This is a genomic window from Rothia sp. HMSC072B03 (genome assembly GCF_001809565.1).
In the GTDB taxonomy this organism is placed as follows: Bacteria; Actinomycetota; Actinomycetes; order Actinomycetales; family Micrococcaceae; genus Rothia; species Rothia mucilaginosa_A.
Window position 1 is genome coordinate 102,967 of record NZ_KV797970.1, and the last position, 23,585, is coordinate 126,551.

Annotated in this window: 14 protein-coding genes and 1 tRNA gene; 11 read left to right on the plus strand and 4 right to left on the minus strand. The window is 64.5% G+C overall.

The window, feature by feature from the left end; genetic code table 11:
* Positions 1 to 295 precede the first annotated feature (295 nt).
* Together HMPREF2630_RS07110 and HMPREF2630_RS07115 are read left to right on the plus strand one after the other, a co-directional pair.
* Positions 296 to 1,291, plus strand: coding sequence for an HNH endonuclease (locus HMPREF2630_RS07110; RefSeq protein ID WP_049343677.1), 996 nt, complete (start codon positions 296 to 298; stop codon positions 1,289 to 1,291).
* 302 nt (positions 1,292 to 1,593) lie between these two features.
* A complete protein-coding gene (locus tag HMPREF2630_RS07115; protein ID WP_049343674.1) occupies positions 1,594 to 2,955 on the plus strand; it encodes a hypothetical protein in 1,362 nt (453 codons plus the stop codon).
* 383 nt (positions 2,956 to 3,338) lie between these two features.
* Here HMPREF2630_RS07115 and hrpA read toward each other — a convergent pair whose 3' ends face one another.
* Positions 3,339 to 7,856, minus strand: coding sequence for an ATP-dependent RNA helicase HrpA (gene hrpA, locus HMPREF2630_RS07120; protein WP_070484138.1), 4,518 nt, complete (start codon positions 7,854 to 7,856; stop codon positions 3,339 to 3,341).
* A 295-nt stretch (positions 7,857 to 8,151) separates the two neighbouring features.
* On the opposite strand from hrpA, the gene HMPREF2630_RS07125 reads away from it, so the two are divergent.
* Positions 8,152 to 8,613, plus strand: a complete 462-nt coding sequence (locus HMPREF2630_RS07125; protein ID WP_049333707.1) for a helix-turn-helix domain-containing protein — start codon at positions 8,152 to 8,154, stop codon at positions 8,611 to 8,613.
* An 80-nt stretch (positions 8,614 to 8,693) separates the two neighbouring features.
* Here HMPREF2630_RS07125 and HMPREF2630_RS07130 read toward each other — a convergent pair whose 3' ends face one another.
* From HMPREF2630_RS07130 to HMPREF2630_RS07140, 3 genes are all read right to left on the minus strand, one after another.
* A complete protein-coding gene (locus HMPREF2630_RS07130; RefSeq protein ID WP_049343670.1) occupies positions 8,694 to 9,872 on the minus strand; it encodes an alpha/beta hydrolase family protein in 1,179 nt (392 codons plus the stop codon).
* 14 nt (positions 9,873 to 9,886) lie between these two features.
* Entirely contained in the window at positions 9,887 to 10,825 is a 939-nt protein-coding gene (locus HMPREF2630_RS09440) for an NADP-dependent oxidoreductase (RefSeq protein WP_275042807.1), read from the minus strand.
* A 219-nt stretch (positions 10,826 to 11,044) separates the two neighbouring features.
* Positions 11,045 to 11,118, minus strand: a tRNA-Arg gene (locus HMPREF2630_RS07140).
* Positions 11,119 to 11,192: 74 nt separating this feature from the next.
* On the opposite strand from HMPREF2630_RS07140, the gene argS reads away from it, so the two are divergent.
* The 8 genes from argS to prmC all read left to right on the plus strand — a co-directional run bounded on the left by argS (position 11,193) and on the right by prmC (position 23,517).
* On the plus strand, positions 11,193 to 12,857 hold the full coding sequence (argS, locus tag HMPREF2630_RS07145) for an arginine--tRNA ligase (protein ID WP_070484141.1): 1,665 nt from the start codon (positions 11,193 to 11,195) through the stop codon (positions 12,855 to 12,857).
* Between the two features lie 227 nt (positions 12,858 to 13,084).
* On the plus strand, positions 13,085 to 14,605 hold the full coding sequence (locus HMPREF2630_RS07150) for a diaminopimelate decarboxylase family protein (protein WP_070484144.1): 1,521 nt from the start codon (positions 13,085 to 13,087) through the stop codon (positions 14,603 to 14,605).
* A gap of 301 nt (positions 14,606 to 14,906) precedes the next feature.
* Entirely contained in the window at positions 14,907 to 16,196 is a 1,290-nt protein-coding gene (locus HMPREF2630_RS07155; protein WP_070484147.1) for a homoserine dehydrogenase, read from the plus strand.
* A 160-nt stretch (positions 16,197 to 16,356) separates the two neighbouring features.
* Positions 16,357 to 17,457 (plus strand): threonine synthase, encoded by a 1,101-nt coding sequence (thrC, locus tag HMPREF2630_RS07160; protein ID WP_049343660.1) that lies wholly within the window; start codon positions 16,357 to 16,359, stop codon positions 17,455 to 17,457.
* 163 nt (positions 17,458 to 17,620) lie between these two features.
* Positions 17,621 to 18,589, plus strand: a complete 969-nt coding sequence (gene thrB, locus HMPREF2630_RS07165; RefSeq protein WP_049333719.1) for a homoserine kinase — start codon at positions 17,621 to 17,623, stop codon at positions 18,587 to 18,589.
* A 487-nt stretch (positions 18,590 to 19,076) separates the two neighbouring features.
* Entirely contained in the window at positions 19,077 to 21,236 is a 2,160-nt protein-coding gene (gene rho, locus HMPREF2630_RS07170) for a transcription termination factor Rho (RefSeq protein ID WP_070484150.1), read from the plus strand.
* Positions 21,237 to 21,382: 146 nt separating this feature from the next.
* Entirely contained in the window at positions 21,383 to 22,465 is a 1,083-nt protein-coding gene (prfA, locus tag HMPREF2630_RS07175) for a peptide chain release factor 1 (RefSeq protein ID WP_049333690.1), read from the plus strand.
* Between the two features lie 149 nt (positions 22,466 to 22,614).
* The gene (prmC, locus tag HMPREF2630_RS07180) at positions 22,615 to 23,517 is read left to right on the plus strand and encodes a peptide chain release factor N(5)-glutamine methyltransferase (RefSeq protein ID WP_070484153.1); all 903 of its coding nucleotides are present in this window, start codon (positions 22,615 to 22,617) and stop codon (positions 23,515 to 23,517) included.
* Positions 23,518 to 23,585 lie beyond the last annotated feature (68 nt).

The following is a 23,585-nucleotide window of genomic DNA, read 5'->3' on the forward strand; positions in this document are numbered from 1 at the left end:
GTATAACGAACTTAAGGGGGAGGGGCTGTCGCCTTCTCAGCCTTTTGCTGGCTTCGCCGGGTCTACATTTGTAGGGCGTGCATCTTACACACTTCCTCCGCGCCGTCGCAGGGAACCCGCCCTCGCTTCGCTTCGGGCACCCTGAGGGCGCTTCCGGAAGGTGTAAGTCTGCCGCCGAATCTCTTCAATAGCTCACCGATACGACCAATTGCTTTGCACACCGCCCCTACCTCCGATACCCTAATGGAGGAAATCTACACTCACAGATACACCGCCGTATCGCAAAGGAACACCCGTGAAATCCTCCCTTAAAGGGTTCGGCATCTTCTTCGCCGTATGCCTCGCCTTCTCCCTCTGGTACGTCGTCCTCGGCGTCGTCATTATCGTAGTCATCGTGGGCATCATCCTAACCATCCGCAAAAACCGGTACTTCGCATCCCCCGAATTCCAGATGCACCGCCAACGCACCGCCACGCTCGCCAGTGAATACAACGAAATCGCCAGCTACGTGCACGACATCTACACTCGCGGAATCTACGAACTCGGCACCTCCACCAACGGCATGTACGGTCACCTCGCCACCGTCGAAGTTCAGCAACCCAAAACCTGGCAGACGCTGCTGCGGAAGAAAACTGACGAACGTCCCCCGCACGTCTACAAGGCATCCGAACAGGTCGTTCTCGAAGCCGAGCGGGACCCCATCGGCAGCCTCACCAAGTACTTCAATATCGAAGCCGACCTGCAAACCCTCAAAGACGTGCAGCGCCTCTCCGACGATATCGCGCGCCTCGAAACCGCCGTCGACAACGTGCGACGCCGCGAAGAGGACATGCTTGCACACATCAACCCGCCCCAATTCATCACCAAACAATACGCCGACGAATTCTGGAAAAAACTCAACGTCTACCACGTGGGGCTGAGCGTGCCGTACCCCGTCTACCGATTCGAATACACCTCAGCAGATGGTAAAGAAAACCGTGCCGTCACCGTCACCCTCGACACCCCAACCCTCGACGCGCTCTCCGAAACCCTCGAACGCAAAATACGCTGGGCATGGCCCGAAGGCGGCGAACGCACCCTCATGACCGCGCAGCTACGCCAACGCATCAAGGAACGCGATAACTACACCTGCCAAAACCCCGGATGCGGCAACTCCATCATGCGTGAACGAATCCTCGTCCTGGAGGTTGTCCACAAGGTTCCGCTGTCTAACGGCGGCAATAATGAGCCCGAGAACCTGCAGACCCTCTGCTGGCGTTGCGTGCGCGGACGGAACCTGCGGCTCGCATAAAGCCGCGCCTTCCGAAAGCGACATCAGGGTGCCCGCCCGGGCGCTCTCCGCAGCGAAGCAAGGATGAGCGGAGCGTCCGGGTGCGAGGGGCCCTGTAGGAGCGCAGGAAGGGAGCGGCGCGAGGCGTCCAAAGATCCCCATACTGTGCTCGAGCTAGGGATTTATGTTAAAGCTGAGGTTAAGGGTATTCTTTTGAACGGCGCCGAGTTTCTTTCCAAAGCAAGCAATTCGATGCTTGCTTGGATTCAGATACCGTCGCGCCGCACACCACCTAATATTTTCCTCATCCTAAAGGGCATACCATGTCTTCATCCCTGACCCGCCGCAAGCTTGTCGCGGGCGTAGCCTGGGCGGCACCGGTCGTCGCGGCATCGGCAACCGTTCCGTCCTACGCGGCATCCGTCGCCGCAGACTGTACCCTGGCGGCCAGCCCTGCCTACAGCATCTCTGGCACCGACGAGGGCGCCAAGACCGTCAAGACATTCACCGTCCCCAACAACGTCTACAAGCTCCGCTTCGAGCTGGTTGGCGGCGCGGGTGGCACCAACAACCGCATGACCCCGGCGGGTTCCGGCGCGAAGGTCACCGGCGTTGTTGCGGTTACCCCCGGATCCACCGTGCAGATCGTGGCAGCCGCGGGCGGCATCGGCGACGGTTCGCTCACCCCCACGGCCGGCGGCGAAGGCTACGGCAACGGCGGCTCCGTGCCCGCCTACACCATCCCCGCCAGCGTCACCGCGCAGGTGGACGCAAAGTACGCTGACCCGGCAAACTCCAAGAGCCAGGCGTACGCGGCATCCGGCGGCGGCTCCTCCGCGCTACTCATCGACGGCACCGTGGTTGCTGTCGCCGGCGGCGGTGGCGGCGCGGGCATGACCAGCTCCGGCGTGTCCTACGCGGACCCCTGGTACTCCAACCTCGACGGCCAGATCGATGCCGGTGTGGCGGCCCTCGGCTCGGATGCATCCCCGCAGTTCGGTGCGGCGGGTAGCGCCTCCGCAGCGGCAGGCTCCAACGGTACCCCCGGCTACGAAGTCTACAACGCTGAACGCTCTAAGGTCCTGATCTACAACTCCGGTTCCGGCGGCGCGGCGGGTGCGGGCGGTTCCGGCGGTGCGGCGGGTACCCTGCCGGTCAGCGGCCCCGTCATCGGTTTCGAGACCACCAACGACCAGGTGCTGTTTAGCCAGTTCGTCGCAGGTAACGCGGGCACGAGCGGCTTCGCGGGCAACGGTGGCGACGGCGCGGGCGCATACTCCTACCAGCTGGATGAGAACCCCGCCAGCGTGCATGAGAAGGGCACCTACGAGGACCGCAGCTGGGACCTGGACGTCTACAACGACGAGGGCGCGTACGCGCAGAACTTTAACGGCTACCAGTCCGTGGTGTCCGGCGGCGGCGGCGCGGGCTACGGCGGCGGCGGTTCCGGCGCGGCGCAGTCTGTCTCCTCGATTGTGCTGACCCAGAAGTGGCTGAACAGCCCGACCGGTGTGCGCCAGGGCCTGGGCTACACGATGCAGGGCGGCGCCGGTGGCGCGGGCGGCTCGTACCTCGCCCCGTCGGTGAGCGACGGCGCCATCGCCTCGGCCGAGAACGCGCCGCAGTGGATGCACGACCGCGGTAACGGTTCGGTGACGGTGACCTTCTGCGAGGCGGCAGCCTAACCGTTTCTCACGCTGAGAGGCGGTGTTCGTCCTCGCTCCTACACGCGTATAGGTGCGCCGCATGTTTCCTCCGCGCCTACGCAGGGGCACCCGTCACCCGGACGCTCCGCCCTCTCCTTGCTTCGCTGCGGAGAGCGTCCGTGTGACACCCTGAGGGCGCTTCCGGAAAACACGGCTGCACCTGTAACGCAAGCAAAGAGCCCCCACACGAGGTGATCGTGTGGGGGCTCTTTGCCGTTCACAGCACAAGCTGAGGTGGGAACCTACCGCGGACAGGCGGTGTCGTCCGTAGCGACATCAGGGTGCCCGAGCTCTGCGAGGGCGGGTGCCCCTGTAGGAGCGAGGACGAACACCGCCATCCGCACAACCCGTACTCTCGCAAGCTAACGCTTGATAGCGTCCAGCGCCTCACGCTGAGCCTTCGCAATGCGCTTCTCAGACACCGTGTAGGCGGTACCAAGTTCCTGGGCGAAGAAGCTGACGCGCAGCTCCTCAATCATCCAGTTCACGCGGCGGAGCGCATCCGGCACGATGGTGCCTGCCGGTAGCGACTTGACCGCGTTATCGTAGGAGTCTTCCAGGTCCTGCACGGTGAGCATGAGCTGGTTGTCGCGGTGCAGGTTCGGTCCGAGCTTCGTCAGGCGCACCTGGGCAGCCTTCAGGTAACGCGGCAGGTGAACCAGCTGGTCGTAGCCGGTCTGCGCCACGAACCCGGGGTAGACCAGGTTCTCCATCTGAGCCTTCACATCGGAGACGGCGTGCATGGTCGTCAGCGAGGTTGCCTTTTTGATTGCCTTCTTCAGCGCGGTGGCTTCGGAGAGGATTTCGGCGACGAGCTTGGTGACGTCGAAGACCGTCTCGATGAGTTCGGCACGCACGTGCTCGTAGAGTTCGCTGTATTCGGCGTGCGTGAAGATGGGCGTGTGCGGCACGAGGTGGTCGAGCGCCGCGACGGTGCAGTCGCGAATGAGTTCGTCGATGGAGCCGTGCGGGTTCTGCGTGAAGACGATTTTCTCCTTGTGGGAGAGGTGTTCGCTCACGTAGCGTACGGGCGAGGGCACCTGCAGCTGGAGCAGGCGGATGATGCCGCGGCGCTGCGCGTGCAGCTGCTCTGCTTCGGTGGGGAAGATGCGCAGGCCTACGCTAGAGCCTTCGTCCACGAGAGCGGGGTAGCCGTTGACTGCCTGGGTGGCGATGATGCGCTGTACCTTGCGGGGGATGGCTCCGTCCGGGAACATGTCGGCGGGGAATTCGGTGAGGCCGGTGACCTCGCGTACTCCGCCGGATGCACCCGCCTCGGACTGGGTGCCCTTCGCCGGGTTCTTCGCGCCCTTTGCGCTGCCCGGACGAGCGGGGCCACTCGCGTTGCTCGAGCCGCCCTGGGCGAGCGCAACCATCTTCGCCATGGCCTCGTCGGATGCGCCGAGCGAGTCGGCGAGGGCGCTGCGAATCTCCTTGTGTAGCTGCTGCTGCAGGGCTCGCAGGTCCTTGCCCTCACCCAGGATTTTGTTGCGGGCGTTGCGCACCTGGAAGCCCATCTTCAGGTGCTCGGGCACGGCGTCCCAGTTGAAGGCTTCGGGTTCGACGACCACGCCGCGCAGGCGGCGCAGTACGAGCGCGAGAGAGGGGAGCAGCTCGTCGGTTGCGGGGGAGTAGTCCTCTTCCAAGGCGGCGCAGGCGGCGCGCGCCACGTCGGGTGCGGGCACGAAGTTGCGTCGAATCGCCTTGGGCAGCGACTTGATGAGCGCGGTCACGAGCTCGTGGCGCAGGCCGGGGATCTGCCAGCGGAACGGTTCGGGGCTCAGCTGGTTGAGGAAGAGAATCGGTACCTGCACGGCCACACCGTCGCGCTTGGCGGCGTCGGTGCGTGCGCCTCCGATGCCGGCGGTGGGGGCGTATTCGTAGCGCAGGTCGAGGGTGAGTTCGCCGCTGTCGGTGCGCTGCACCCACTGGCGGGGGAACTGGGAGTCGTCGTAGTCGGCGGCTTCCTCGTTGATGAGCTTTTCGGGGTTGAAGTCCAGGTAGTTGTCGTCTTCGAGACGTGCCTGCTTCCACCACTTGTCGAAGGCGCGCACATCCGTCACGTGGGCGGGGATGCGGGCATCGTAGAAGGCGAAGAGCACGGAGTCGTCCACGCGCAGGTCGCGGCGGCGCAGGCGTGCCTCAAGCTCTTCGACCTCGGCGAGGGCGCGCTGGTTGCGCAGGTAGAACTTGTGCTGGGTGTGCCATTGGCCTTCGACGAGGGCGGACTGGATGAAGATTTCGCGGGCCGCGGCGGCGTCTACGCGGGCGTACTGCACGGGGCGGTCGGCGTAGATGGTCAGGCCGAAGAGGGTGCCCTTGGCGTAGGCGACGGCCGCGCCAGAGCTGAGGGACCAGTGCGGTTCGGAGTATTGCACGCTGATGAGGTGCTTGCCGACCTCTTCGATCCACTGCGGTTCGATGGCGGCGTTGGTGCGCGCCCACAGGCGGGAGGTTTCGACGAGTTCGGCGGAGAGCACCCAGTCGGGCCCCTTCTTGAACAGGCCGGAGCCGGGGAAGATTGCGAACTTGGTGCCGCGTGCGCCGAGGTATTCGCGGGGGCCGCGGTTGCGTCCCTTGGAGTCCTTCTCGCGTTCTTCCTTGACGCCCACGTGCGAGAGCAGACCGGTGAGCAGGCTCTTGTGGATGTCTACCTCGTGCGCGGAGGCGTTAATATCGCGACCGCCGCTGGCGTGAATGTTGGCGGTTCGGCCCATTTCGCGCAGCTGGGCGAAGAGGTCCTGCCATTCGCGGATGCGCAGGTAGTTGATGAACTCGCGGTGGCACATCTTGCGCAGCTGCGAGGAGGACAGCGCCGCCTGCTGCTCGTTGATGTAGTCCCAGAGCAGCAGGAAGGAGGAGAAATCGGAGGTGTCGTCGACGAAGCGGGCGTGCATGGCGTCGGCTTCTGCGCGCACGTCGGCGGGGCGTTCGCGCGGGTCCTGGATGGTCAGGGCGGCGGCGAGCACCATCATTTCCTTGGCGCAGCCGCGGCGGCCACCCTCGATAATCATGCGGGCCAGGCGCGGGTCCACGGGGAAGGCCGCCATGGCTCGGCCGATGGCGGTGAGGGTTGCGCTGTTGTTACCGCCTCGTCCCTTGCGGCGGGTGCGTTCGGTGAGCGCGCCGAGTTCGCGCAGCAGGTTCACGCCGTCGTTAATGGCGCGGGATGCGGGCGGCTGCACGAACGGGAAGCGCGAGATGTCGCCGGGTTCGCGCACCACGCCGATGGCGATCATCTGCAGGATGACGGCTGCGAGGTTGGTGCGCAGAATTTCGGGGTCGGTGAACTCGGGACGCGAGTTGAAGTCTTCCTCGGAGTAGAGGCGGATGGCGATGCCATCGCTGACGCGGCCGCATCGGCCCGAACGCTGGTTGGCGCTGGCCTGCGAGATGCGTTCGATGGGCAGACGCTGCACCTTGGTGCGTGCGGAGTAGCGCGAGATGCGGGCGGTGCCGGTGTCGATGACGTACTTGATGCCGGGCACGGTCAGCGAGGTTTCGGCAACGTTCGTGGCGAGCACGATGCGTGGGCGCGATCCGGGGGAGAACACGCGGTGCTGCTCGGCGAGCGAGAGGCGCGCGTACAGGGGCAGCACTTCGTAGTTCAGGCGCGGGGACTTGGCGACCATCGCCTCGATGGCGTCCTTGGCGTCGCGGATTTCGCGCTCGCCGGAGAAGAAGATGAGGATGTCGCCGGGGGCTTCCTTGGAGAGTTCCTTGATGGCGTCGAGAATCGCGTCGGTGGGGTCGCGGTCTTCGGCCACTTCCTCGTCGTCCAGGTAGGCGTCTTCCTCGCCCTCGAGGGGGCGGTAGCGGATTTCGACGGGGTAGGTGCGGCCGGAGACCTCGATGATGGGCGGCGCGTCGTCGGGCAGGATTGCTTCGGCGATTTCGCGTTCTTCATCGCTGAGGTTCTCGTCGACGATTCCCTTACCCGGCACGTAGCTGGGGGAGAAGTGGCGGGCGAAGCGTTCGGGGTCGATGGTCGCGGAGGTGATGATGACCTTCAGGTCCGGGCGCTGCGGCAGGATGCGCTTGAGGTAGCCGAGGATGAAATCGATGTTCAGGCTGCGTTCGTGCGCCTCGTCAATGATGAGGGTCGAGTAGCGGCGCAGCAGCTTGTCGTTCTGAATTTCGGCGAGCAGAATACCGTCGGTCATGAGCTTGATGGCGCTGTGTTCTCCGACCTCGGAGGTGAATCGCACCTGGTAGCCGACGGTTTCGCCGATCTTCTGGCCGAGCTCTTCGGCGATGCGCTCGGCCACGGAGCGCGCGGCGAGGCGGCGCGGCTGGGTGTGACCGATGAGGCCCTTCTCGCCCAGGCCGAGCTCGAGGCACATCTTGGGAATCTGGGTGGTCTTACCGGAGCCGGTTTCACCCGCGATGATGACGACCTGGTTGTCGCGGATCGCGTTCATGATGTCGTCGCGGCGTTCGCTGACGGGCAGCTCTTCGGGGTAGGTGATGACCTCGGGAATGAAGGGCTCGTAGCGGCGCGGGGTGGGGCGGTTCTGCTGCTGGTTACCCTTGTTACCGCCCTGCTGGTTGCCCTTGCTGTTACCCTGCTTGCGGGCGCGGCCGGTGCCGCCTCCGCGTCGATTGGAGCGGGAGGCGTTGGAGGAGTTCTTGCGGTCTACGTTGTTCTTCTGTGCACCCTTCTTTGGGGCGCCGTTCTTTACCGCGTTCTTCTCGGTGTTTTTCTCGGTGTTTTTGCCGGCGGGTTTTTCGGTGCTTTTTTCAGCGTTCTTTTCGGAGGCGCGCACCTTGGCCGCGTGGATGGCGGCGGCCATGCTCGCCATGGTGGGGGCGGTTCGGGGCGCCCCGGTTTTAGGCGCGCGGGAGGTCTTATCTGCGTGATGGGTTTTCTGCTCAGACATATCCTATCCAGTGTACTCGCCCCCTTCGCGGCGGGGAACGGGAGTATGCACCGGGCGAATATTGCGTCATATTTGGGCTGGTTGCGTTCCTCGAAAGGGAGGGCTCGTCATCTGTGTGCGAGCGAGATCGAGCTCAAGACGTTTCAAAAAGCATCAAAATTATTAAAGAAGCCAATAAATTGGTTATTAATATTTCAAGTATGACGGATGCGAAATAAGTATCTTGTTCGGCTTTCTTTCGATACTTTCGTTCAGGTGTTACAGTGGTGTATAACACAGTAACGAAGGAGTGACTATGCCAACGCCCAAGACGTACACCTCCTCACGCACTCCAGTGTTGGACTGCTGCGAGGACGCACGCCACGAAGAAATCCACCACCGCAGCGAAGAACTGTTCCAGGCCCTCGTCCACGCGAGTCTTCGCACGCACTTTGAACGCCTGAGCTCCGCCGAAACCCTGTACCTGGTGACCGGCGACGGGGAAAGGGTACAGATTTCCCCCGAAATGTACGGCCCCATCACCTCGGTGGCACGGGCCTTCGCCGACCGCAAGGACGTGTGCGTGGTCCGCCAGGACCGCCTCATGACCACCCAGGAGGCCGCCGACTACCTGGGGGTATCGCGACCGACCATCGTGCGACTCCTCGAGCGCGGCGAGATTCCCTTCGAACGCATCAACACGCACCGTCGCGTGGCGTTCGACGACCTGGAACGCTACCGCCTCGACCACGAGCACGTCAGCCGACGAAACCGATAGGCTGAACGCTCGATAGGCCGAGCCGAACTGAGCCGAGCGGCGTTCACGATTCGCGGCCCTAACGATAGGTAGCGAGCCGCCTACACCGTGGCGTTCAGGAAAGACAGCATCCGCTGAACAATCTCGGGGCTAAAGCAGCGAGAATCCCCGTGTTCGGCGCCCGGAACCAGCACCATATCGGTGGGTACCTGCCGCGTGCGCAGGGCCTGATACACCCGCACCGATTGCTGGTACGGCACGCACGAATCGGCGATGCCGTGCACAAGCATCAGGGCAGTGGCGCCGCCGCTCGCACCCGGTGCAGAGGCACTTTCGACCTTATTCACTCGTTTCTGGGGGCGTACCGCATCAATAGGATGCGCACGCTCCCAGTTCTTTTGGGCGCGCTCGATGCAGACACCCGGAACCGCCCGCTCACCCTTGGAAGCGTCGATAGTCGACACGTCAGCGGGGACCGGGTGGGTGCTTCCCAGCAGTCGCCATTCGGCGCCGTCATCCTCGGGGTGGTCGAGAGCGTAGCCAGCCAGGGGCCGGTCGGTGAAGATGGTCCTCAAATCGCTGACCCCGTAAAACGAAGCCGCCGCCGCCACCTGTGAACTGTGGGACGGGTAGGCGCTCGCCGCCCTGCCTTCAAAGTATTCGTCGTGCTCGGGTGCGCTCGCAGAATCCCCACCTCTACCGTTACCGGCGGCGGAATCTCCCGTATGCGCAACCATCATGCTCAGGTGCCCGCCGGCGCTTCCTCCGGCAATCGCGATGCGCCCGGGGTCGATACCGAACTCGGCGGCGCGAGCGCGGAAGAAACGCACGGCCTCCTTAACGTCGTGCAGGGCGCCCGGGAAAATCGCCTGGTGCGAGTAGCGGTAGTTGATGGCCGCGACCGTCCAGCCCTGTTCCTGCAGGGCGCGGCGCATGAGGGTCTGCCGGTTCGTGCGCGGCCCCTCGGGGGTCATGATCTCCACCTCGCGCAGGCCCCGGTTGGTGCCGAAGCGCCAGGCGCCACCGTGAACCCACACCAGCAGCGGCGCGGAGGACGAGATATTCCCGGTCGCGGGGAAGAAATCGTAGGCGAAAGCCTCGCGAGTTACCGGCGACTGCGCGCCGTAGTCGGGTAGCGAGTGGGCATCGTAAAAGCCCGCCTCGCGGTAAAAACCGGAGCGGTACTCGGTGCTCTCAACGGTCGGCGCGCCCTCTACATTCGGCGCGTCCTCAGCGTTCAATGCGCCCTCAACCTTCGGCGCGCTCTCAGAAATCTGCATGAATCAGCGCCGCGTTAGGGAACCAGCACGATCTTGCCGCGGGTGCGACCCGTCGCCACTAGGGCGTGAGCCTGCGCAGCCTGCGAAAAATCAAGCACCTGATCCACGTGCACCTTCAGCAGGCCCAGAGACATGAGCCGGGCGATCTCCTGCATCTGCGTACGGTCCGGGTGAGCCGTCAGCCACTGCGCCTCAAACCCGCGCTCGCGGGCCACATCCAGCGGGTCGGGATTCGTCAGCGTCACGATGCGCCCGCCGGGGACCAGTACCTCCAACGAATCGAGGAAGGTCTGCCTGCCGGTCGAGTTGAGTACCACGTCCATGGTCCGACCCAGCACCGCGCGGAAATCCTCGGTGCGGTAGTCGATGGGCTGGGCCCCCAGCGAGCGCACGAACTCGTGATTCGCGGCGGAGGCGGTCGCAAAAACCTGCGCGCCCGCCTGAATGGCCAGCTGCACGGCGAGGTGGCCGACGCCTCCGGCACCGGCGTGGATGAGTACGCGCTCACCTTCCTTCAGACGCGCCACCTCGAAGAGCGACTGGTAGGCGGTGAGCCCGGCAAGCGGTGCGCCGCCGAGCTGGGCGCACGGAACGTCGGAGGGAACCTTGGCCAGCTGGTAGGCGGGTGCGAGGACATACTCGGCGTACGCGCCGCCGGGGTACGGGAAGGTCACCATGCCGAAAACGCCGTCGCCGACTTTGAACCCCGTATAGTCGCCGGCGGTGGCGACCACGGTGCCGGCAACATCCCATCCGGGCACGAAGGGTCTATAGGAGGGGTCGGCCAGCTGCGCGGCGGGGCCCAGGCCCTTGCGGGTGGTCACGTCGATGGGGTTCACGCCCGCGGCGACCGTCTTGATGAGCACGTGACCGCGCACCGGGGTGGGGATGGGCACGTTCGCCTCGTGCAGAACGCTTTCGTCGCCCCATTCGGTGAGCTGAATCTGGCGCATGGTGGTCACGGTTTACCTCCGCTGGTGTGGTGTTGTCGTGCTTGTTTGAACGGTGTGCGCGTTTCCCTATTCTCTCAACTGCGGGGCCTCCGGAACAACAGGGGAGCGGAGGCGTCCAGCCTCTGATGCTTCCACCCGAGATATAAAGCAGAAATAAAAAGGAGCCGACCCCGCTGGGCGAGTATCGGCTCCCGTGTTCCCTCTCGAATAAGAACATCGTGCCCCTGAAAGGATTCGAACCTTCGACCCCCAGTACCGGAAACTGGTGCTCTAATCCGCTGAGCTACAGAGGCAACCCCACCATGGTATCAGATATGCGTCGGATAAACGGTCAGCCCCGGCCCAATGCTTGCTAGAATAGGTTCTTATGACTCCTGAAGAACTCTCCGAAGCCATTGCGCTTGCCCTAGAAGAAACCATTTCCTCCGGCCAGCTGACCCTCGTGGAGGGCGCTGAACTGCCCGCCGTCCGAGTGGAGCGCCCCAAGTCCCGTGAGCACGGCGACTGGGCCACCAACGTCGCTCTGCAGCTCGCCAAGAAGGTGGGCAAGAACCCGCGCGAGGTAGCAGCTCTTCTGGCAGAGAAGATCGGTGCCATCCCCGGCGTGGCATCCGTTGACATCGCGGGCCCCGGCTTCCTGAACATCACCCTGGACGCCGCCGCAGCAGGCGAGCTCGCCGCCACCATCGTTGAGGCTGGCGAAGCCTACGGCCGCAGCGACAAGTTCGCCGGCAAGACCATTAACCTTGAGTTCGTCTCCGCGAACCCGACCGGCCCCATCCACCTGGGTGGTACCCGCTGGGCCGCCGTGGGCGATGCGCTCGCCCGCGTGCTGGAGGCTGAGGGCGCTAACGTGGTGCGCGAGTACTACTTCAACGACCACGGCACCCAGATTGACCGCTTCGTGCGTTCCCTGATTGCCGCCGCCCGCGGTGAGGAGACCCCCGAGGACGGCTACGCTGGCGCGTACATTGTGGACATTAAGGATCAAATTCTGGCTCAGCGCCCCGACGCGCTTGAGGCTGAGAACCCCGAAGAGATTTTCCGCGAAATCGGTACTCACCTGATGTTCGATCAGATTAAGGAGTCTCTGGCGGCCTTCGGTACCCACTTCGACGTGTTCTTCCATGAGAACTCCGTGTTCGAGGGCGGCAAGGTGGATGCCCTGCTCGAGACCATGCGCGAGAACGGCCAGCTCTTCGAGGCCGACGGCGCCTGGTGGATGCGCACCACCGACTACGGCGACGACAAGGACCGCGTAGTCATTAAGTCCGACGGCAACCACGCCTACGTGGCGGGCGATATCGCCTACTACCAGGACAAGATGACCCGCGCAGTAAACCCCGCCGACGTGGCGATCTACATGCTCGGCGCTGACCACAACGGCTACGTGGGCCGCCTGAAGGCCATCGCCCAGATTCTCGGCTACCGCTCCGACCAGATTGAGGTCATGATCGGTCAGCTGGTGAACCTGGTCAAGGACGGCAAGCCCGTCCGCATGTCCAAGCGCGCCGGCACCGTGGTCACCCTCGAGGACCTGGTCGAGGCCGTTGGCGTTGACGCGGCACGCTACGAGCTGACCCGCTACTCGGTGGACACCCCCATCGACATTGACCTGGGCCTACTGACCTCCAAGAGCAACGAGAACCCGGTCTACTACGTACAGTACGCTCACGCACGCACCGCCGCCGTGGCACGTAACGCCGCGGAGGCCGGCGTGAAGATTGAGGACGGCGTGGACACCTCCCTGCTCGACTCCGCCGCTGACGGCGAGCTGCTGGCTGTGCTCGGCCAGTTCCCCGCTGCCGTGCGCGACGCCGCGAAGTTCTACGAGCCGCACCGCGTGAACCGCTACCTGGAGCAGCTCGCTTCGGCCTACCACAGCTGGTACGGCGTCTCCCGCGTCACCCCCAAGGCGGATGAAGAGGTCACCGACCTGCACCGTACCCGCCTGCTGCTGAACAACGCGGCACAGCAGGTGCTGGCTAACGGCCTGAACCTGCTGGGTGTGAGCGCACCCGAGCGCATGTAATACCCCTCGATTCAACCCCCGACCCGGTGCTACCGGGGCGGGGGTTGAACGTATGCCGCCGCCGGTGGCTTCATTGCCCAACCCGGCACAGCGCACAGAGGGCACAATGCACAAGGCACAGTGCCCAGACAGACTACACAGGCAAGCTGAACAGACAGAGAACCGCCGCCGCGCCGAGGGCGTTGACCCCGGAGCGTGGCGGGCAAGAACATCCAGAAAGAGACACGATGAGCGAAGCCCGTTCCCTCTACCGCCCCGAATGGCTGACCCAGCCTGAGAACCCCGCCGACCTGTCCCGAAGCATCTGGACCGATTCCTTCACCCGCAATGCGGAGGGTGAGCTTTGCATCGACGGTGTGACCGTCAGCGAGCTGGCCGCCGAGCACGGCACCCCGCAGTACGTTTTCTCCGAGACCACCTTCCGCGCCCGTGCCCGCGCCTACCGCACCGCTTTTGAGCAGGCTTTCGCCAAGCATGGCGCGCAGGTGAGCGTCTACTACGCCGGCAAGTCCTTCCTCTCCACCGCGGTCGTTCGCTGGGTTCGTGAGGAGGGCCTGTGCCTGGACACCGCCTCCGGTGGCGAGCTGGCGCTGGCACTGCGCGGCGGCATGCCCGGCGAGCGCATCGCCCTGCACGGCAACAACAAGTCGGAAGCCGAAATCGCCCGCGCGATTCGTAGCGGCCTGGGCCGCGTGGTGGCCGATTCGGTGGACGAAATCAAGCTGATTGAGCGGGTGTACGCCGAGCTGGCCGCCGAGCGCGTGGCGGAGGGCGAGGAGCCCTACCCGCCCGTTCCGGTGCTGATTCGCATCACCCCGGGCGTGCACGCCTCTACCCACGAGTCGATCGCGACCGCTCACGAGGACCAGAAGTTCGGCATGTCCCTGCAGCCCGGTACCGCTGCGCTTGCCGGCCTGGACGAGGCAGAGCTGGAGCACTGGGGCGTGGAGGCCTCCGATTCCTACGCTGCGCTGGCGGCGGCAATCCTGAATGTGACCGACTCCCTGGATTTCCGCGGTATTCACTGCCACATCGGTTCGCAGATTTTTGAGGCGGAGGGCTTCGAGCAGGCGGCAACCACCGCTCTGGAATTCATGAACCGCCTCAACCGTGACCTGGACGTGACCCTGCCGGAGCTGGACCTGGGCGGCGGCTACGGCATCGCCTACACCGAGGCGGATCGCCCCCGCTCCATCGCCGAGGTGACCGAATCCATCGCCGCTTCGGTTGCGGCCACCTGCGAGCGCCTGGGCATGGCGATTCCGCACATGTCCTTCGAGCCTGGTCGCTCGATTTCGGGCCCCTCGGGCGCAACCCTGTACACGGTGGGCACCATCAAGAACGTGAGCATTGAGGACGAAAACGGCGAGATTCGCGTGCGCCGTTACGTCTCGGTGGACGGCGGCATGAGCGATAACGCCCGCCCGGTGCTGTACGAATCGGACTACTCGGCAACCCTGGCGAACCGTGCCCCGGAGGGGGAGCAGGTGCTCTGCCGCGTGGTGGGTAAGCACTGCGAATCCGGCGATATTGTGGTGCGTTACTGCTACCTGCCGGCCGACCTGCAGGCGGGCGATATTCTGGCGGTTCCGGCGACGGGCGCGTACTGCTACGTGCTGGGGTCGAACTACAACTTCCTGACCCGCCCGCCGGTGATTGCGACCGCCGAGGGTCGTCCCTCCCGCGTGATGATTCGCCGCCAGAGCGAGGACGACATGCTCGCCCTGGACATGGGTTCGGATATCTAAGAACCCCATCCCAGAATCTAAGAAACCGTGAAGTCCCCGTCTCTGAACTGCACGCCGTGAGGCGGCGGTTGCAGGCGGGGCTTCACGGTATTGCGCGTTCAAGACTCCGCCGACGATAAGGCTCACCTCATGATTGTGAGGGATGCCTCATCTCAGAGAATAAAAGTCGCAGCTTGAGGCCGATGGCTTCATCCCGCCTCTTGATAAAGTGGTGTTGAGTGCGTGCTCCGCGTAGCGCGCCGCACCGTAGCCCGAAGAGACCCCGGGGAACGCCCCGGAACGACCGTAGAAAGAGACTATCGTGGCTGACAAAATCAAAGTTGCCCTGCTGGGTGCCGGTAACGTCGGTTCCCAGGCGGCACGCATCCTGATAGAGGATAACGCCGTCCTTGAGAAGCGCATTGGTGCGCCCGTCGAGCTGATCGGCATTGCCGTGCGTGATACTCGGGCAACTCGCCACTGGAATGCCGACCCCTCGCTGTACACCACCGACGCCGAAGCTTTGATTGACGCCGCCGACGTGGTGATCGAGCTGACCGGCGGCATCGAGCCGGCCCGCACCCGCATCCTGCGCGCGCTGAACGCCGGCAAGTCCGTCGTTTCGGGCAACAAGGCCCTGCTGGCCAAGCACGGCGTGGAGCTGCAGGCCGCCGCCGATGCATCCGGCGCGCAGCTGTCCTACGAGGCCGCCGTGGCCGGTGCGATTCCGATTCTGCGCCCGCTGCGCGACTCCCTGGCCGGTGACCGCGTGACCCGCGTTCTGGGCATCATGAACGGCACCACCAACTACATTCTTGATCAGATGGACACCACCGGCGCCTCCTTCTCGGATGCGCTGGCCGACGCCCAGAAGCTGGGCTACGCCGAGGCCGACCCCACCGCCGACGTTGAGGGCCTCGACGCCGCTTCGAAGGCCGCTATTGTTGCTTCGCTGGCGTTCCACTCGGACTTCACGATTGATGACGTGCACACCGAGGGCATTACCGCCATCACCGCCGATGACGTTGCGGCCGCGGACGCCGACGGCTACGTCATCAAGCTGCTGGCTATCTGCGAGCGCGAGGGTGAAGACGGTGTGAACATTCGCGTGAACCCGACCCTGATTCCGCGCCAGCACCCGCTGGCCGGCGTGCACGGTGCGTTCAACGCCGTGTTCGTCGAGGCTGAGAACGCCGGTGAGCTGATGTTCTACGGTCCCGGTGCGGGTGGCGCTCCTACTGCTTCGGCTGTTCTGGGTGACTTCGTGTCCCTGGCTCGTCGCCTCGTGCTGGGCGGCCCCGGTGTTCCCGAGACCTCCCACGCTCAACTGCACGCAACCAGCCTGGACAACGTGATTTCTCGCTACTCGGTGGGCGTTCTGGTGGAGGACCGTCTGGGTGTTCTGGCGAACATTACCCGCATCCTGGCCGAGCACGGCATTTCGGTGGATTCGCTGCGTCAGTCCGCCCCGAAGGAGGGTGTGGCTCAGATTCGCATGGTGACCCACTCCGCGAAGGACTCCGACCTGCGCCGCGCCATCGCCGTGATTGACGCGCTCGATACGGTGCGTGAGGTGAACTCCGTGATTCGCGTGGAGTCCGAGAAGCACTAGGTGCACGTCGAGAGACTATCCAATCCCGCGGCCTGATGCGCCGCACTAAACCTGCGAGGGCAACCCGCGAGGCCCCTCGCTCACTGACGAACCCGCGTACCCGCTACCGGGGTCACAGGACCCCGACGGGCGGTGCGCCTCAAGATTAAAGGAGAAGCCAATGGCACACGTGTGGCAGGGCGTTATCAAGGAATACCGTGACCGTCTGCCCTTCGGTGAGGACGTTCAGGTCGTGACTCTGGGTGAGGGTGGTACCCCGCTGATTCACGCCCCGGCGCTGTCCGCCGAGACCGGCAACACCGTTTACCTGAAGTTCGAGGGTATGAACCCGACCGGTTCCTTCAAGGACCGCGGCATGACCAGCGCCATGACCGCCGCTAAGCGTGACGGTGCGAAGGCTGTTGTGTGTGCTTCGACCGGTAACACTTCCGCTTCCGCCGCAGCCTACGCGCTGCAGGCCGGCCTGCGCTGCGCCGTGCTGGTTCCGGACGGCAAGATTTCCATGGGTAAGCTCTCCCAGGCGATTGCTCACGGTGCCGACATCATCCAGATTGACGGCAACTTCGACAACTGCCTCGAGATTGCTCGCAAGCTCAGCGAGAACTACCCCGTGTTCCTGGTGAACTCGGTGAACCCCTACCGTATCGAGGGTCAGAAGACCGGTTCCTTTGAGGTTGTTGACACCCTGGGTGACGCCCCCGATTACCACCTGCTGCCGGTTGGCAACGCCGGTAACATCACCGCGTACTGGAAGGGCTACAAGGAGTACTCCGAGCCCTACACCAACCGTGACGGCGAGGTTCTGGAGCCCGTGGCCACCAAGCGCCCGATCATGTGGGGCTTCCAGGCCGCCGGTGCCGCCCCGATCGTGGCGGGTCACCCCATCGAGAACCCCGAGACCATTGCAACCGCGATCCGCATCGGTAACCCCGCTTCGTGGGAGAAGGCCGAGGCCGCCCGCGACGAGTCCGGCGGCGTGATTGAGGCCGTGACCGACGAGGAGATTCTCGAGGCGCACCGCTGGCTGTCCTCGCGCGAGGGCGTGTTCGTGGAGCCTGCTTCGGCCGCCGGTGTGGCGGGTCTGCTGAAGAAGCACCGCGCGGGTGAGGCCCCCGAGGGTAAGACCATCGTCATCACCGTGACCGGCCACGGCCTGAAGGACCCGCAGTGGGCCCTGGAGGCAGTGAACGGCGTGAAGGTCGAGCCGACCAAGGCCCCCTTCGACGTGGTTGCTGTGGCAAATATTCTCGATTTGCACTAGCCTATTCGTACTACGAGGTGCACTCCGTCCCGGTTTTCGGGGCGGGGTGCACCTGCATGATGGCGGGGCCCGTACCCCGCCACCACCCATTGTTATGGCGGATGTGCGGATTATCAGCATCCCGCTCGCTCACTCCGTCACCGATCGCGAGGTACCTCTTCACATGTCTTCCCTGAACCTTTCTGATATTCCCGTGGGCGCATCCGTCACCGTGCGCGTGCCCGCCACGAGCGCCAATTTGGGTCCCGGCTACGACAGCCTGGGCCTGGGCCTGGGATTCTACGATGAGCTGAGGGTTGAGCGCATCGAGTCCGGCCTGGAATTTGAGCTGACGGGTGAGGGTAGCGCCGAGGTTCCGCGCAACGAAAATCACCTGGTGGTTCGCGCCATGAAGGCGGCTTTTGAGGCGGCCGGCCTGGAGGAGCTGCCCCCGCTGAAGCTGATTGCGGATAACAAGATTCCGCACTCGCGCGGCATGGGCTCTTCGGCCTCCGCGATTGTTGCCGGCGTGGCGGCCGCCAGCGCGCTGCTGCCCGAGGAGCACCGCCTGGACCGCGAGCGTATGCTGCAGGTCGCCTCCGATATGGAGGGTCACCCCGATAACGTGGCTCCGGCGATTTACGGTAACCTCTCTGTGTCCTGGGGACAGCTGGGGGAGTGGCACTCCCTGATTATTCCGGTACACCCGCAGGTGCGTCCGGTCGTGGCCGTGCCCGACTACGAGGTGTCCACGAAGCTGGCCCGTTCCCTGATTCCCGCGGAGATTCCTCACGCTCGGGCCGCCGCCAATTCGGCGCGTTCCGCGCTGCTGGTGCGTTCGCTCTCGGATGCTCCCGAGTACCTGATGGATGCGACGGTGGACTACCTGCATCAGGGCTACCGCGTTCCCGCCATGGAGCCGTCGGCCGCCCTGGTTGCCTTCCTGCGCGAGCGCGGCCTGGCCGCCGTGATTTCGGGCGCTGGCCCGACTGTCCTGACCTTCGCCCGCGGTGATGAGCAGGTGCAGCAGGCCGCCGAGGCTATTGCCGAGTTCGAGGCGCAGAGCCCCGCGAGCGAGGTGGAGGACCGTCGTCTGAAGTGGCGCGTGCTCCCTCTTGAAATTGATACTGAAGGTGTTATAGTTACTCAGTAGGACGTGTAACGTCCTATCGCGGGTTCTACCCGCCGTTCGACGACGACCGTAATTGACGCTTCCTCGCGGGTACGTTCTGTACCTCACCCCGTTTCGCCCCTTTCCGGACCTTGTACCCGGTTGGGCCTCGGAGGGGAGCTTACCTTCTACAATGCCTCACCCGCAGGGTGCCGACGTGAAGGGACGGTCTCGGTCACGGCGATTGAACCCTCCCGACCGTTCATTCTTGACCCGCCGGCCCCAGGTGCGGGTCCGATGAATGAGGGGTGCACGCATAATGATAGAGCGCCTTATCTTCCGTGTGTGCTCGCCGTGTCTGAATCGGCGGGTACGGTAAGAGACGCGAACCGCCTCCAGTGCGGTTCGAGGGAGTCGAAGGTGCAGGTCGCCGCGTTCTGCGGCGGCGCAGGAACCTTTGACCGCGCTATAGCGCCCGCCCGATCTTTATTCTGAAGATTTTCAGGGCTTACAACCAAAGGAATTGTAGTTGGCAAAAAATATTGTTGTCACCGATGAGTTCGGCACGGCATCGACCGCGCCGGAACTGGCAAATTTGAAGGTCGCGCAGTTGCGCGTCCTGGCTCAGCAGCTGGGTATTCGTGGCTACCTGAAGCTGAAGAAGGCGGAGCTGGTTCAGGCTCTGGAGGAGCACCAGCGTGGTGGCGCCGTAGCTGCCCCGGCCGCTCCGAAGGCCGAGACCCCCGCCGAGAAGACTTCCGAAAAGCCCACCGCGAATGCCGAGGAGAAGGCCGCCGAGGCCTCCGCTGAGGCTCCCGCCGAGGGTGAGAAGGACTCCGAGCCTGTTCAGAAGACTCGCCGTACCCGCCGTACCCGCGTCCAGAAGGATGCTGAGGCACAGGCCGAGAAGGCAGAAAAGAGCGAGTCCGAGGGCTCCGAAAAGTCTGAGAAGTCCGAGAAGCGCACCCGCTCTTCGCGTTATGAGACCCCCGCTCAGAAGCGTGCTCGCGCTCGCCGCGCCGCCGAGGGTCAGGAGGCCCCCGAGGCCTCCGAGAAGGGTGAGAAGTCCGAGAAGTCGGAGAAGTCCGAGAAGCGCACCCGCCGTAGCCGCAAGGATGAGAAGCCCGCAGAGCTTCCCCCGCTGGATGTGCGCGCCGAGCTGGCCGCGGAGCGTATCTCTGAGCGTTCCGAGCCGGGCGATTCGGCTCCGAACTCCTCCGAGCTGAAGGCATCCACCGCCGATGGCACCGCAAGCCTGGACAGCCTGAACGCCGCCCTGGACATGACCTTCGGCGCCGTTGACGGCGAGAAGAGCTCCAAGCGCACCCGCACCCGCGAGCGTCGCCGCGATCAGGACGGCGAACGCACCGAACGCGCAGAGCGTACCGAGCGCCGTTCCAAGCGTGACCGTCAGGCCGAGCGCGCAGAGCGTGCCGAGCGTAAGAACTCCGAGCGTACCGAGCGCCGTTCCAAGCGTGACCGTCAGGCCGAGCGCACCGAGAAGCAGGCTCGCCGCCGCGAAGAGAACGAGCCCCGCCTGAACGAAGACGATGTGCTGGCACCGATTTCGGGTGTGCTGGACATCCTCGACAACTACGCGTTCGTGCGCACCACCGGCTACCTGCCGGGCACCAACGACGTGTACGTCTCCCTGGCCCAGGTGAAGAAGTACAACCTGCGTAAGGGCGACCACGTGCTCGGCGCGATTCGCGTGCCGCGCGAGGGCGAGTCGAACAGCCGCCAGCGCTTCAACGCCCTGGTTCAGGTTGAGGCGATTAACGGTCAGAGCGTTGAAGAGGCCGCTAACCGCCGCGTGTTCTCCAAGCTGACCCCGCTCTACCCCAAGGAGCGTCTGCGCCTGGAGACCACCCCGAAGAAGCTGGGCACTCGCGTGGTGGACCTGGTGTCCCCGATTGGTAAGGGTCAGCGTGGTCTGATTGTGTCCCCGCCGAAGGCGGGTAAGACCCTCATGCTGCAGTCCATCGCGAACGCGATTACTGTGAACAACCCGGACGTGTACCTGATGATGGTCCTGGTGGACGAGCGTCCTGAAGAAGTGACCGACATGCAGCGCACCGTCAAGGGCGAGGTTATCGCCTCGACCTTCGACCGCCCCGCCGAGGACCACACCACGGTTGCCGAGCTGGCTATTGAGCGCGCTAAGCGCATGGTGGAGCTGGGCTACGACGTGGTCGTGCTGCTGGACTCCATGACCCGCCTGGGCCGCGCATACAACCTGGCGGCTCCCGCCTCGGGCCGCATCCTCTCCGGTGGTGTGGATTCCGCCGCGCTGTACCCGCCGAAGAAGTTCTTCGGTGCCGCCCGCAACATCGAAGAGGGCGGTTCGCTGACCATTCTGGCTACCGCCCTGGTCGAGACCGGCTCGAAGATGGACGAAGTGATCTTCGAGGAGTTCAAGGGCACCGGTAACATGGAGCTACGTCTGTCCCGCCAGCTGGCCGACAAGCGTATTTTCCCGGCCGTGGACATCAACGCCTCCGGTACTCGCCGCGAAGAGAACCTGCTCTCCCCGGACGAAATCAAGATCATGTGGGGTCTGCGCCGTGCCCTGGCCGGCATGGAGCCCGAGCAGGCCCTGGGCGTTCTGACCAACCAGCTACGCAAGACCGAAAGCAACGTGGAGTTCCTGCTCACGGTGCAGAAGAACGGCCTGCGCCTGGTCGACTAAGACCCGTGTTTCACGCGCCCCACCCCGGTACGACGGTGGGGCGCGTGAGGCGTTCACCCGTGCCTCCCAGCGAGGCGCCCCGTCAGGGGAGTGACGAATTCTAGTGCCCGCCCGTGCGGCGTAAAGTGCGGGAGATGGAAGAGAGAATGTTTGAATCTATTCAGGTTCTGCTGGACGAGCACGCTGACCTGCAGAATCAGCTGGCCGATCCCGCCGTGCAGTCGAACCAGGGTAAGGCACGCCGAGTGGGCCGCCGCTACGCGGAGCTGACCGGTATCGTGACCGCCTACAACAAGTACACCTCGCTCAAGGACGACCTCGAGGCCGCTCGCGAGATGGCCGAGGAGGACCCGGAGTTCGCCGCGGAGATTCCCGGCCTGGAGGAGGAGCTGGAGGTAGCTCAGGAGAAGCTGCGCCGCCTGCTGATTCCGCGTGACCCGGACGATGGCCGTAACGTCATTCTTGAGGTGAAAGCCGGTGCCGGTGGTGACGAGGCCGCTCTGTTCGCGGGTGACCTGCTTCGCATGTACATGCGTTACGCCGAGCACAAGGGCTGGAAGACCGAGATTATCTCGTCGACCAGCACCGATGTTGGCGGTTACAAGGACGCTCAGATTGCTATTAAGGGCTCCTCGAATGAGCCGGCTGAGGGCGTGTGGGCGCACCTGAAATACGAGGGTGGCGTGCACCGCGTGCAGCGTGTTCCGGCGACCGAGTCTCAGGGCCGTATTCACACTTCCGCCGCCGGTGTGCTGGTGTTCCCCGAGGTGGATGAGCCCGAGGAAATCGAGATTAACCAGAACGACCTGAAGATTGACGTGTACCGTTCTTCGGGCCCCGGCGGTCAGTCGGTGAACACCACCGACTCGGCGGTGCGTATTACCCACCTGCCGACCGGTATTGTCGTGGCGATGCAGAACGAGAAGTCTCAGCTGCAGAACCGTGAAGCCGCGATGCGCGTGCTGCGTGCGCGACTGCTGGCTCACCAGCAGGAGCAGATTGACGCCGAGAACGCGGCACACCGTGCTTCGCAGGTGCGCACCATGGACCGTTCGGAGCGCATCCGTACCTACAACTTCCCGGAGAACCGCATCGCCGATCACCGTACCGGCTACAAGGCATACAACCTGGACGCCGTGCTGAACGGTGACCTGGAGCCGGTGGTTCAGTCCGCTATTGAGATGGACGAGGCGCACCGCCTCGCTCAGGTGGGCCAGGAGCAGAAGTAACCCTGTGCAGAAGCAGTTCTGTATAGGCTTATGCCGATTTTTTGATTCGGCATGAAACGTTGGTGAGGGGCTCGCCGCTGCGGCGGTGGAGCCCCTCAGCTATATGTTGTGACAGGCAGTGTGCCGTCAAGATACGAGGAGGAGAGCTCATGAAGGTGAACGTGCACGACCCGCGCGGGGAAGAACTCGCGCAGGTACTTGTGCGCGCCACCGCGGCACTGGCGCAGGTGCCCAGCCCCCGCGTGGACGCCGAGCTACTCGCCGCGCACCTGCTCTACGGCGGCTCGCGTTCGCGCCTACAGCACGCGGCGCTGATGGGGGAGCGACTCACCCCTGCGCAGGTCGCTGAGTACGAGGCGCTGGTTGCCCGTCGCGCCGCGCGCGAGCCGCTGCAGCACATCACCGGGTGTGCCCCCTTCCATCACCTGGAGCTGTCCGTTGGGCCGGGCGTATTCGTACCCCGGCCCGAAACGGAACTGCTCGTCGAAGAAGCCCTCAAGGTGCTGAGCGCACGCGCCGAGTCGGCGACCGGTCAGTTGCGCATCGTCGACCTGTGCACAGGATCCGGCGCCATTGCGGCGGCGGTCAAGAGCGAATTGCCGAACGCCCAAGTCTTCGCGGTGGAGCTCTCCGAAGAGGCCATCCCCTACGCCCGCAAGAACCTGGAGTCGCTCGGCGTGCACCTGGTGCAGGGGGACGCCCTCACCGCCCTCACCGAGCTGGCCGGCCGCTTCGACGCGGTGCTCTCCAACCCGCCGTACATTCCGTCGGCGAACGTGCCCGCCGACCCGGAGGCCGCCCTGCACGACCCGGAGATGGCGCTGTACGGCGGGGGAGCGGACGGCATGCAGATGCCCTCCGCCATCGCCGCGCGCGCCTACGAGCTGCTGGCCCCCGGAGGCTTCTTCATGATGGAGCACGACGACACCCAGGAAGAAGCCGTCGCTGAGCTCCTGGCGCGCGTTGGCTTCGAACGGTGCTACCCGGTACGGGACCTGAATGGCAGGCCCCGGCACAGCGCGGGCTACAAACCTGCCGCCGCAGGCTCCTAGCATCGGGGCCGACTCCTAGCCTCCGAGCCGGGCGGGGCCACCGAACGGAGCCGCCGCGCATCCTAACC